General features: G+C 61.8%; 9 protein-coding genes. 7 read left to right on the top strand and 2 right to left on the bottom strand.

The window, feature by feature from the left end; translation table 11 throughout:
* Positions 1-146: 146 nt before the first annotated feature.
* Positions 147-1,886, top strand: a complete 1,740-nt coding sequence (locus ACFWYE_RS00840) for a hypothetical protein (RefSeq protein WP_379109009.1) — start codon at positions 147-149, stop codon at positions 1,884-1,886.
* A 106-nt stretch (positions 1,887-1,992) separates the two neighbouring features.
* Here the strand turns inward: ACFWYE_RS00840 and ACFWYE_RS00835 are convergent, their stop codons facing one another.
* Positions 1,993-2,256, bottom strand: a complete 264-nt coding sequence (locus ACFWYE_RS00835; protein WP_379069780.1) for a hypothetical protein — start codon at positions 2,254-2,256, stop codon at positions 1,993-1,995.
* A gap of 138 nt (positions 2,257-2,394) precedes the next feature.
* Entirely contained in the window at positions 2,395-5,025 is a 2,631-nt protein-coding gene (locus tag ACFWYE_RS00830) for a mechanosensitive ion channel domain-containing protein (RefSeq protein WP_379109007.1), read from the bottom strand.
* Between the two features lie 214 nt (positions 5,026-5,239).
* On the opposite strand from ACFWYE_RS00830, the gene ACFWYE_RS00825 reads away from it, so the two are divergent.
* From ACFWYE_RS00825 to ACFWYE_RS00800, 6 genes are all read left to right on the top strand, one after another.
* Positions 5,240-6,499: a sarcosine oxidase subunit beta family protein gene (locus tag ACFWYE_RS00825; RefSeq protein ID WP_379069775.1), complete on the top strand. Its 1,260-nt coding sequence runs from the start codon at positions 5,240-5,242 to the stop codon at positions 6,497-6,499.
* Positions 6,500-6,507: 8 nt separating this feature from the next.
* Positions 6,508-6,810 (top strand): sarcosine oxidase subunit delta family protein, encoded by a 303-nt coding sequence (locus ACFWYE_RS00820; RefSeq protein ID WP_379109005.1) that lies wholly within the window; start codon positions 6,508-6,510, stop codon positions 6,808-6,810.
* The gene (locus ACFWYE_RS00815) at positions 6,807-9,800 is read left to right on the top strand and encodes a sarcosine oxidase subunit alpha family protein (protein WP_379109004.1); all 2,994 of its coding nucleotides are present in this window, start codon (positions 6,807-6,809) and stop codon (positions 9,798-9,800) included. The genes ACFWYE_RS00820 and ACFWYE_RS00815 overlap by 4 nt, the downstream gene beginning before the upstream one ends.
* Positions 9,793-10,380: a sarcosine oxidase subunit gamma family protein gene (soxG, locus tag ACFWYE_RS00810; protein WP_379109002.1), complete on the top strand. Its 588-nt coding sequence runs from the start codon at positions 9,793-9,795 to the stop codon at positions 10,378-10,380. Before ACFWYE_RS00815 ends, soxG begins: the two co-directional genes overlap by 8 nt.
* A gap of 24 nt (positions 10,381-10,404) precedes the next feature.
* Entirely contained in the window at positions 10,405-10,791 is a 387-nt protein-coding gene (locus ACFWYE_RS00805; protein WP_379109000.1) for a RidA family protein, read from the top strand.
* Between the two features lie 156 nt (positions 10,792-10,947).
* Complete coding sequence (locus tag ACFWYE_RS00800) at positions 10,948-12,390, top strand: MFS transporter (protein WP_379108998.1); 1,443 nt, start codon at positions 10,948-10,950, stop codon at positions 12,388-12,390.
* The last annotated feature ends 11 nt before the right edge of the window (positions 12,391-12,401 follow it).

Here is a 12,401-nt window from a genome sequence, read left to right as displayed (position 1 = left end):
GACATTGCAAAAAAGCGGCGCGACGTGCGCAGCGGCCACCGATTCAGCTCTCCTCGATCCGGTAGGCTTAACCGTTACTTTCGGATTTACTGATAGATGAAAAAGATGATCGGACGTTCTCGTCTGGAGCGCCGCGGAGACCGGAGGTGAACGTGGCCTTCGAACAGGCTTCCAAAGCCGGCAGCCGGCCCGTGTCGTCGGCATTGACCAGCCCATTGGTGTGGCTGGCGGCAGCGATGCTTCTCGTCTTCGTCCTGTTGCTGGTCCCACTGCGGCTGCCGGTCGGGCCGATGTATTGGGATATCTACATCTACTACGATGCGGCCAACCGCGTCTTCGATGGCCAGCTTCCGGTGCGCGACTTTTTCATCCCCGTCGGGCCGCTATGCTACTATCTCTTTGTCGGCTGGCTGACGCTCTTTCCCAACGGACACCCCGTTCTGCTCGCCCACTGGTCGCTTCTGGCCATCACCGCCCCGGCAATGGCAGCCATTGTCTGGCACGTCGACAAGCGCTCGCGCCTCGCGGCGTTTTCTCTGCTCATTCCGTTTCTGGTCTTTGCGCTTCTGCCGTTCGACACGCGCGATATGTATACCTATCCAGGCTCCGACGGCTTCGGCGTTTATAACCGCCACGTCTGTCAGATACTCTACGTATTGGTCGCCGCCTTCACTTTCGTTCGCGACAGGCGACTGCTTGCAGGCCTCATTGCCGTTTGCATGGGTTCCCTTTTCTTCGTGAAGATAACAGGCTTTCTTGCTGCGGGCCTGATCTGCGCCTGGGCCCTGATTGCCGGACGCGTTGCCTTGCGCGATGCGTTGATCGCCGCGGTCGCCTTCATGGCGATCCTTGCCGGCATGGAGATATCGTCAGGATTGGTCAGCAGCTACGTCCACGATATCATCGTGCTGGTCGGCCTGAACAGCAGCACGTTCGAGCCACGCCTCCTGCGGGCCTTATCCCAGAATTTTGGCGTCGTACTCGCAGCGACGGCGCTGATAGCGGTGCTGCTGTGGGTGGAGTGGCGCAAACTTGCTGCCCAACCGGACGAAAGAAGCTCGCTGCTTGGCAGCGACGGCCTGTGGCTGGCAGTGGCGCTGCTGGCTGGCGTCCTCTTCGAAACGCAGAATACGGGCAGCCAGGCTTTCCTCTTCCTGTGGCCGATACTGCTGGCAATTCTGCTCAGTACCAGCAGGATCGCCAACCGCCCTGCCTTGGTGCTTGGCATCGGCGCACTGGTCGCTGCGACCGCCCTGCCACTGGCCATGCGCGTCGTGGAACGTGCGGCGCGTACCTATGTCGGTGCCATCAGGAACGTGCCGCTGCAGGAAAACAACCTCAAGACGCTCGGTGCGCTCAACATGCGTCCGGAGGTTCAGACCCGAACCGACAAGATGCTGCGTTTCTATTCCGAGCACGGCAGACTTTACCGGGACCTGGCAGACGCCAACGAATTGCCGAACCCGTTGTTCTATTCCGATTTCGAGTTCCAGATCGCCTATTTGAAAACGGTCGACAGGGCGATCGAAGCCATCTGGGATATCGAGAGCAGGACTGGCGTCCGCTTCGGCACGATCATGTCGCTGAATTTCGTCAATCCGTTTCCCTGGCTGATGGAGCGCTCCGCGCCGTTGCACATCACGATCGGCGCCGATCCCGGTCGTACCGTGCCATTGCCTGGTTCCGCCGAAGAACAGGCCGTTGCCAGCACGGACCTTGTCCTGTTGCCAACCTGTCCACCAACAGCGAACAACAAGATCCTCTACACGCTCTACGAACCGGCTCTGACCAGTCACCGCCGCTTCAAGCTCAACCAATGTTATGACGCGTTTGTCCACCCCAAATTCAATACGGCTCTTGGCCCGGACATCATCGCGCCGAACTGATGGTCGCCCGACAGGCATTGGAGATGTGCGTCCCGGCCCGGCTCTCCACATACGTCAAAGGCCGGACAGGTGTCCGGCCTTGTCGCCTGGCAGCAGTATCCTGCGCTTATTTCACGGTCGCATTGCCACCGGAGATCACGACGGTCTCGGAACCTGTCAGCGCTTCGAGGTCGCCATTCGGCAGCGTCACGAAGCAGCCACTCGCGCAGAATTCGACGGTCTCGCCGCCCGCAAGCGTCAACTCGCTCTTGCCGCCGCCTTCCGTCACGATCAGCGTGCGCGTTTCATTGTCCTTGTTGACCGCGCTGGCCGAATGGCCAACCTCGCTCGCGGCTATGAGAGCGACGGCGGCGATGAGGATCTTCCACATTGCTATTCCGGTGTTTCCACCGCCTCTGTTGCGTTCGCGAGGCATTTTCGCCCTTCGCAATCAAGCTTATAGGACAAACAAGCTGAACCGCAACTGAATGCCTCATTCATGCCGCAATTGGGTAGCCGCCCCGCGCAGCTAGCCCGGATCAGGCCGGCGCGGCTTGCGGCGACCCTTCGGCTGGTTACGTTCCGCCTCCTCCTTCGCCGCCGCCGCCTCAGCATGCAACGCTTCGGTCTTGTCGTCGTCGATTGGCCAAGGTTCCCTGTCCGGGTGGGGCATCTGCTGGCGTGGCGCCGACGGAATTTCGATGCCCTCCTTCTGGAAAGCATCCATGATGGAGAAACGGATATCGTTCTGCACCGAACCGCCATTCGTGATATCGGCCAGGAAGATACGGACCTGGAATTCCAGCGCATTCAGGCCGAAATTGGCGAATTGCACGAAGGGTTCCGGGTTCTTCAGCACCAGTTGGTGTCCCCGTGCGATCTCTGTCAGGACTTCATGCACGCGCCGGACATCCGAACCATAGGCAACACCGACATTGATCTCGACACGGCCGAGCTTGTTGCGATGCGTCCAGTTGCCGACCGCGCTGTTGATGAGATTCGAGTTCGGCAGGATCACCGACTGGCGCTGGAAGGTTTCGATCTCGGTGGCACGCACGCTGATCTTTTTCACCGTACCGCTGACGTCGCCCGCAACGATCCAGTCACCCACCTTGAACGGCCGCTCGGCAAGCAGGATCAGGCCGGAGACGAAGTTGGAGACGACGTTCTGCAAGCCGAAACCAAGACCCAGCGAAAGACCACCGGCGATAAGCGCAAGGTTCGAAAGATTGATACCTGCCGAAGATATGCCGACGACCGCGGCCAGGGCAAAGCCGGCATAGCCGACCACCAGCCGGATTGAGTTGCGCACGCCGGTATCGACTTTGCCGCGGGCCATGACGGAATCGTCGAGCCAGGACTGGAACCAGCGCGTCAGGAAGTAGCCGAGGATGAAAACGATGACGCCCGTCAAAATGCCGAACAGCGAGATGGTGACGGATCCGACCGTAACGCCCATCGCAATCCTGTAGGCCCAGGCCTGGATATCGGCGAACTGGAAGCCCCACATCAGCAGCAGCATCGGCAGGAAGACGACGACGATCAGCAGATTGAGAGCAATGCTCGTCGCGAGGCCCAGCTGATCGAGCGTGCCTTCCTCCAGGCTTGTCCGACCGGCAATCCAGCGTCCCACGGACGTTTCCGCGAAACCACCCTCGGCGCCAATGGCGCGGGCCGACAGGAAACCGATGTAGGCTGTGATCAGCAGCGTGGTGGTCACAACGACCTGGCCTGCCAGGAAAATGGCAAAACCGATGTAGCCAAGCAGCGCCGCAACGATCGTTATGGCTCCGAGCGCATAGGCAAGGAACCGTAGCCAGGCCGGCCATGGCCGCCATTCGCTGGTTTTCGTGCGAAACGGCCGCACAAGGCCCATCATGATCAGGATCAGCCCGACGATAACGGTCGCGACAAAGCTCCGACCGACCGTGAGCGACAGCGGCGACCCCATCTGTTCGTTCACCACGGACAGGAAGCCGTTGACCCCCAACACGACGGCCATGGCGGTGGACAGCGCCACAAGCCAACGTGCAGGACCGGATTCAACCGGGATCAGCCGCCATTTCGGCATGCTGGGAGAGAGAGCGCTATTGGTCAGGCGGTAGACGCAGAACACGATCAGGATCACGCCGATGATCGAGCGCAGGAAGATGCCGATATCGCCTCTCAGCACCCCGTAATAGTCGAAGAAGAAATAGGCCAGGCTCAGGAAAACCCCCAGGCCGAGCGTCGGTAACAAGGTTGACCAGAAAGCGGCCGACAGACGGCTGAGATAGCTCGGGTCCTCAACCGTCGGATCCGGCTCGAAGATGCGACCGAATATTCGCCGCACCACGACGTGCAATACCAGCGCTGCCACCAGCGCCATCAGTGTCGCCACAAATGCAGCCTGGTACTTGAACTTCAGGACGAACGAGAACCAGGACGAAACGGCGCTGTAAAGGTTTGAGAATTCCGCGTTCGCATCGACGGCGAGTTTGCTGCTCAGAAGATCATTCAAAGCGTAGCGCTTGGTCAGCGTCTTGCGGAACAGTTCACTGCGCAGGGTGGAGATCTTGTCTCCCATCGCCGCGATGCGGACGGAAAGTGTCTGCGCTCCCGCGATGACAGCGTTGATCTCGGCCTTCTCGTTTGTCAGCGCCTTGCGCTCGGTGGCGACGATGTCCGGCTCAGCCGGTTGGCCTTGCGCTGGCGGTGGTCCCAATTGCTCCAGCCGGACATTGATCTCGGTCAGCCGCGGCCGAAAAACGGTCGCGGTGCCGAGTGCCGCCCTGGAGAGCTCCTCCAGTTGCGTGCGAATCTCGACCAGTGCGCCATCGTCTTCCTGATTGTCGTCGATCTGCTTGGCAAAATTGTCTGTTTTCACCACCAGCGCCTTGAGCGCCTTCTGTTGCTCCGCGACCAGCGCATCGGAAGACTGCGCCTGCACGGGTGCCGCCTGCGAGGCCGCCGGCGTAACCTGTGCGGGAGGTTGCGACGGCTGAGCGGAGCCGTTCGGATCAGTCGGCTGCGGCGCGGTCTGCTGAGCCGGTTGCTGAGCGGGAGTGGCTGGCTGGGCGGTTTCCCCGAGGAGCGGCATGTCGACCTGCGCCAACACCAGCGCAGGCATCGCCGCGGTGAGAACCAGGATCAGCAAGAGGCGGACAAATCGAAAAATCATAGACCGGCAACCCGTAAAGCAACCTTCAAGGCTGCGAAATCTTGCCCTTGATAGAGACGGCATTGGGGCGGAGCAAGCTGCTTCCCACCAGAACACGCTGGTCGGTCAGTCGAAAAGCCGTGGCGCAATTCTGGCTTTGGCGCCGAGGCTGGCTCTATAGTCTCCTTCCGAAATGGGCTATCCGAGCCGCATGCGGATTCGGGATGGAGTTGGCATGGCGGAATATTCGGCTCTCTCGCTGCTGCGCAATGCGCTGTCAGGCAACAAGGATTGGAAACCCGCCTGGCGAAAGCCCGACCCCAAGGCTTCCTATGACGTGGTCATCATTGGCGGCGGCGGTCACGGCCTTTCGACCGCCTACTATCTCGCCAAGGAACACGGCATCACCAATGTTGCGGTGGTCGAGAAGGGCTATCTCGGCTCGGGCAATGTCGGCCGCAACACCACAGCCGTGCGCTCCAACTATCTGCTGCCGCCAAACACCCGCTTCTACGAACATTCGATGAAGCTGTGGGAGAACCTTTCCCACGACCTCAACTACAATGTCATGTTCTCGCAACGCGGCGTGCTCAATCTCGCACACACCCCGGCCCAGTTCGACGACTATGCCCGCCGGGGCAACTCAATGCGTCATCAGGGCGTCGATGCCGAGTTGATGTCGGTTGCCGAGATCAAGCGACTGATGCCGGCGATCGATGTTTCGGCCAGCGCGCGTTTTCCGATTATGGGCGGCCTGATGCAGCCGCGTGCCGGTACAGCCCGTCACGACGCCGTCGCCTGGGGGTATGCGCGCGGCGCCGACCGGCGCGGTGTCGACATATTGGAGAACTGCGAAGTCACCGGTTTCCTGCGTGACGGTGATCGCGTGACCGGCGTTGTCACCACGCGTGGCGAGATCCGTGCCAGGAAGGTGGCCCTGGCCGCAGCCGGCAGTACGGGTCGCGTCATGCAGCTCGCTGGCATCGACAGGCTGCCGATCGAAAGTCACGTGCTGCAGGCCTTCGTCTCGGAATCGCTGAAGCCGTTCCTCGACACCGTCGTCACCTTCGGCATGGGCCATTTCTACATGGGCCAGTCCGACAAGGGCGGCCTGATCTACGGCGGCGATCTCGATGGCTACAACTCTTATGCTCAGCGCGGCAACCTGCCGATCGTGGAAGAGGTGATGGCTGAGATGCTGGCGTTGTTCCCGAGCCTTGCCAGCGTGCGCATGCTGCGCTCCTGGGCCGGCGTCTGCGACATGTCGATGGACGGCTCTCCCATCATCACGACGGGGCCGTTGCCCGGCATGTATCTCAATTGCGGCTGGTGCTACGGCGGCTTCAAGGCGACACCGGCCTCGGGCTTCTGCTTTGCCCACACCATCGCACGGGACGAACCTCACGAACTGAACGCCGCCTTCACGCTCGATCGCTTCCACCGTGGCACAATGATCGACGAGAAGGGCCAGGGCGCAACGCCCCGCCTGCATTAGGACTGACCATGCTGCTCACCTGCCCCTATTGCGGTCCGCGAGACGTGTCCGAATTCACCTATCAGGGCGACGGCAATCGCCAGCGCCCTGCCCCCAGTTCGCAGGACCTTCAGGCCTGGAACGAATATGTCTACGACCGGCAAAATCCTGCCGGCGACCATAACGAGATCTGGCAGCACTCCGGCGGCTGCCGCAGCCACATCCGCGTGCTCCGCAACACCATAACCCATGTCGTTTCAAACACCGTGCCGGTGCGCGGCAACGCCCACCATCGCACAACCGAGCGGCGCAAGCCCGGAGCCAAGACATGAGCCCGCGCCGCAACGAAACCGGCGGTCAGATCGACCGGCTGAGAACCATCCGCTTCACCTTCGACGGCGTGCCTTTCACCGGCCATGCCGGCGATACGCTGGCTTCTGCCTTGCTTGCCGGCGGCGTCACGCTTTTGGGTCGCTCTTTCAAGTACCATCGGCCGCGCGGCGTTTTGAGTGCCGGTGTGGACGAACCTAACGCGCTGGTCACCATCCTGCGCGGCACTGCGCGTGAGCCGAACATCCCGGCAACCACCGTCGAGATCTATGACGGCTTGCGGGCCGAGAGCCAGAACCGGTTTCCGTCGCTGAAGTGGGATGTTGGCGCCATCAACCAGCTCGGAAGCAAGGTCATCGGTGCCGGTTTCTACTACAAGACCTTCATGGGACCGGTGATCGGGCCGCTCAAGGGCACCCGCTTCTGGATGTTCTGCGAGCACTTCATCCGTCGCGCAGCCGGCCTCGGCCGCGCCGGCACGGTAGCCGACGATTCCCGCTATGAACGCATGAATGCCTTCTGCGATGTGCTGGTGGTCGGTTCTGGCCCTGCCGGATTGATGGCCGCCAAGGCTGCCGCCGAAGGCGGCGCACGCGTCATCCTGGCTGAGCTCGATCCGCGTTTTGGCGGATCCGCCAATTGGTCGGGCGAGACCATCGACGGTACGCGCGCTGCAGACTGGGCAAGCGAAATCGTCAACGGCCTCAAGGGCCGCAACAATGTCCGGCTGCTGCCCCGCACCGCGGTTTGGGGCTACTACGACGGCAACACGCTGGCTGCCCTGGAGCGCGTCTCGGACCATAAGGAAACCGCAGCGCGCGGCGAGCCGCGCCATCGCCATTGGACCATTCGCGCCAAGTCGGTCGTGCTCGCCACCGGTGCTTTGGAGCGCCCCCTGGTTTTCCCGGGCAATGACCGCCCCGGCGTCATGCTCGCCAGCGCAGCGCAGCGCTACACCAACCAGTTCGGCGTGCTTCCAGGCGAAAAGGTCACCCTCTTCACCAACAACGACACGGCCTACCAGGCGGCCGCGAGCCTGAAGAAGGCCGGAGCCAATATCGCCACGATCGTCGACGTCCGCACCAACATTTCCGATCAGGCACGCGCACTGGCTGCGTCAGCCGGCGCGGAACTGATCGCGGGGCATGCAGTATCGGCAACCGATGGCGGCAAGACATTGAGCGGCATCAGGATCCAGCGGCTGGATGGCGCGAACGGGACACTGACCGGCGAGCCGCGCGGCATCCAGACCGATTGCCTGCTGATGTCCGGTGGATGGTCGCCAGTGTTGCATCTGGCGAGCCAGGCTGGTGCAAAACCCGAATGGAATGAGAAGCTGCAGGCGTTCCTGCCGCCGCAGCCGACGCAGAATTGGAGCGGAGCCGGCGCCTTCACCGGTCGGCTCGCCACCGCCGATGCGATCGTCGACGGCTACACCGCCGGCCTCACTGCGTCAGGAGAAAAGGCGCGGGTCATCGAACAGCCGGAAATCGAACCGAGCTCGGTCAACCCCGAACCGGCGCCGGTGTTCGAGATCAAGGCCGACGGCAAGAGTTTCGTCGACTTCCAGCACGACGTCACTGCGGATGATGTACGACTGGCCCATCGTGAGGGCTTTGTTTCGGTCGAGCATCTGAAGCGCTACACGACGCTCGGCATGGCGACGGACCAAGGCAAGAGCTCGAACGTCCCAGGCCTCGCCATCATGGCCGAGGCGCTTGGCAAGCCTATCCCCGAGGTGGGCACGACCCGCTTTCGCCCGCCTTATACCGCCGTTTCCATCGGTTCGCTGGCCGCGGAACGATATGGCGATCTCAAGCCTGAGCGGCTGACGCCGATGCACGACTGGCACCTCTCCCAAGGCGCCACGATGTATTCCGCAGGCCTGTGGTTCCGTCCAATGATCTATGGTCACGCTGGCGAAACGGTCGAGCAGGCTTACGTGCGTGAAGCCAGGGCCGTGCGTGAGACCGCAGGCATCGTCGACGTCTCGACGCTCGGAAAGATAGCTATTCAAGGTCCGGACGCCGCAGAACTGCTTGACCGCGTCTACACGAACATCTTCTCGAGCCTTCCGGTTGGCAAGGCACGATATGGCTTGATGCTGCGCGAGGATGGGTTGGCCTTTGACGACGGCACCACCTGGCGTCTCGGCCAGGATGACTTCCTGATGACCACCACGACGGCCAATGCCGGCAAGGTGATGCAACATCTCGAATATTTCCTCGATGTGATCTGGCCGGAATTGAAGGTCACCGTCACGTCCGTCACCGACGAATGGGCCGGTGCCGCGATCGGCGGACCCAAGGCGCGGGAAATCCTCGCCGCCTGTGTCGAGGGCACTGCTGTGGACAATGCCGCTCTGCCTTTCATGGGCATCGTCCATGGCGAGATTGCCGGCGTTCCGGTGATGATCTGCCGCCTCTCCTTCTCCGGGGAGATGGCCTACGAGGTCTACTGTGGAGCAGGATACGGCACCCATGTCTGGGAAGCGCTGGTCGAGGCAGGCAAGCCGTTCGACCTTGTGCCTTACGGGCTGGAAGCGCTTGGTACGCTGCGCATCGAGAAGGGCCACGTCACCGGTGCCGAGATAGACGGCCGCACCACCGCGCGCGATCTGCATCTCGACTGGATGTTGTCGAAGAAGAAGCCGTTCATCGGCTCAGCCATGATGGATCGTGAGGGTCTGGCTGCCACCGACCGGCTGCAACTCGTCGGCATTGTCGCTCTCGACAACAGGCCGCTCAACGGTGGCGCGCATATCGTCGAGGAGCTCGACGAGGAAAATCCGCACGGTTCGATCGGCCATATCACGGCCTGTTGTTACGCGCCGGCACTCGGCAAATACATCGCTCTCGCGCTCGTTCAAGGCGGCAAGGGCCGTCGCGGCACGCGCGCCTATGTGTCCGATCCATTGCGCAAGCGCTTCGGCCCCGTCGAAATCGTCAGCCACCACTTCTTCGACCCGGAAGGGAGCCGCATGCATGGTTGAGCGCCTTTCGCCACTGGAACCCGTCTATCGCTCGGGCTCGCACGGCCGCTTCGAGGACGGCGTCGGCGTGATCCTGTCCGAGACACGCCCCGGTTCCATCATCCAGGTTGCAGCCTGGCCGGGTGAGGAGGCGCGCGCCATCGCCGCCATCCGCAAGGTGACCGGCCTTGGCTTGCCGGACGGCGCCGGGGGTGGTGCCGTTGACGGAGAAAAGGCCGCGTTCGGCTTTGCGCCTGGCAAATTCACCATAGTCGACGAAGCGGAAGGCATAGCCACCCTGCTCGCCAAGGCGATCACACCGGCAATTGGCACCGTGACGGATCTGTCACATGGTCGCACCGCCATCCGCATCGAAGGTCCGGAGGCAGAATGGATCCTGGCGAAGTTCTTCGCCATCGACTTCACCCTGCCCGCCTTTCCCGTCGGTGCGGCACGCTCCACCACCCATCATGACGTCTTCGCACAGATCCAGAGAACGGGCGGCGACCGTTTCGACATCTACGTCTTCCGTTCCTTTGCACGCTCCTTCTGGAAAGCACTCGGGCATGCGGCGGAAGAAGTCGGATACGAGGTCGCCTGAAAACGCCTGCGAGGACGCCACGTCATGGAATTCATCAATTCGCCGGCGGCCAGGGCAGCGAAGCTACCCTTCAGCCAGGCGGTGCGTGTCGGCGACATCCTCTATCTGTCAGGTGCCCTCGGCAACGTGCCAGGCAAACCGGAACTGGTAGCGGGAGGCATCGAGGCCGAGACGCGCCAGACGATGGAAAACATCGGCACTGTCCTGAGAGAAAACGGACTTGGCTTCGCCGACATCTTTAAATGTACGGTCATGCTGGCCGACATATCGAAATGGGGCGATTTCAACAGGGTTTATCTTGAGTACTTCGACCCGGACCGCTTGCCGGCACGCTCTGCCTTCGGCACGAACGGCCTTGCATTGGGCGCGGAGCTCGAACTCGAATGCTTGGCCTACATGCCGTCTCGCTAGTCGGGGAAGTTCTTTCCGTTGCCGCGCCGTGGCCTTACGAAGAGCGCTTCCTGACGCTAGAGGGAAATAAGCACCGGCTCGATAGTTGACTGAGAGAATCGACGGTTTCGGCCGCCGCCGATTGACCAAGAGGCCGGCACTTCGACTTCGTCACCCATGGATACACAGAATTCCGCGACCATAGCCGGTCGCGTCGAGCCACCGGACAGCGTTTCGCTGCTCATTCCGGTCACTGTCGCCTGCGGCGTCTTCATGACCAGCCTCGACCAGAACGTGGTCGTCACCGCCCTTCCCGGCATCAGTGAGACGCTTGCGCGCCCGCCAAGCCAGCTCGGCCTGCTGGTCACCGCCTATGTCGCCAGCCTGATCATCATGATGCCGCTGGGCGGCTGGGCTGCCGATCGCTTCGGCCTTCGCAACGCCTATTGTTTCGCGCTGATCGTGTTCGGCATCGCATCGGCGCTGTGCGGCATCGCCAACGACATGTGGACACTCGTCGGCGCCCGCGCCCTGCAAGGGTTTGGCGGCGCGTTGATGGGCACGCTCGGCCAGATCGTGGTGCTGCAGAGCTTTCCGCGCAATCGCACGCTGAAAATCAACATGTACATCTCGCTGGCCGGTCAGTCGGGACCTTTGGTCGGCCCGCTCGTCGGCGGCGCGCTGACGACCTACATTTCGTGGCGATGGATCTTCTTCATCAATGTACCACTGGCACTCGCCGCGCTTCTGCTTGCGGCAGCCCTGTTCCCGACAACCAGGAAATCGGTTCGTACTCCATTTGATTTTCCCGGCTTTGCCCTTGTCGGTGTCGGCATGGTGCTTCTGGTGCTCGGCATGGATTCGCTCGCTGCCAAGGACATGGCAGGAAGCGTGATCGCGGCCCAGGTGACTCTCGCCATCGTTCTGCTCGGCTTCGCCATCTTCTACCTGCTGCGGGCACGCAATCCTGTGCTTGATCTCAGGTTGCTGCGCATCCGCACCTTCCGCGTCGCGTTCCTGACCGGCGGCGGCCTCGACACGATCGGCTTGAGCTCTGTCGTCTTCATACTGCCGCTGATGTTCCAGCTCGGCTTCGGCATGAGTGCCGTTCACGCGGGATCGCTGACCTTCATGGCGGCGGTCGGTTCATTGCTCACGCGCTTTGTGATGCCCGCCATGCTGAGGCGCTACGGTTTTCGCCGAGTTCTGGTCACCAACACGCCTATCGTGGCCGCCCTTGTCGCCGGTTTTGCCCTGATCCAGGCAACGACACCGGTGTGGATCGTGCTGACCTACATCTTCCTGTTTGGAGTGTTCCGCTCGGTGCAATGGGCCTCGACCGGCAATCTTGCCTATGCCGATATCGAGCCTGAGCAACTCGCCCGTTTCAGCGCGCTCTATTACATCCTGTGGCAACTTGGGGTCGCCATCGGCGTCGGCGTTGCCGCAGCGGTTCTGTCGTTCCTGGCGGGACCTGGAGGACATGCCTCGATCATCGATTTTCAGATATTGTTCGCGATCGAAGCCTTGATCACGCTCTGTGCCCTGATCGCCTATCGCAAACTGACGCCGCAGGACGGTCAGAATGTCAGCGGCAATGTCGTAGTGAGTAGTGAGTAGAGGGATTTAGC

This window comes from Mesorhizobium sp. NPDC059025 (genome assembly GCF_042739655.1).
Classification (GTDB): domain Bacteria; phylum Pseudomonadota; class Alphaproteobacteria; order Rhizobiales; family Rhizobiaceae; genus Mesorhizobium.
The sequence above is the reverse complement of the archived record's forward strand: the minus strand, read 5'-3'. Positions and strand labels throughout refer to the sequence as shown.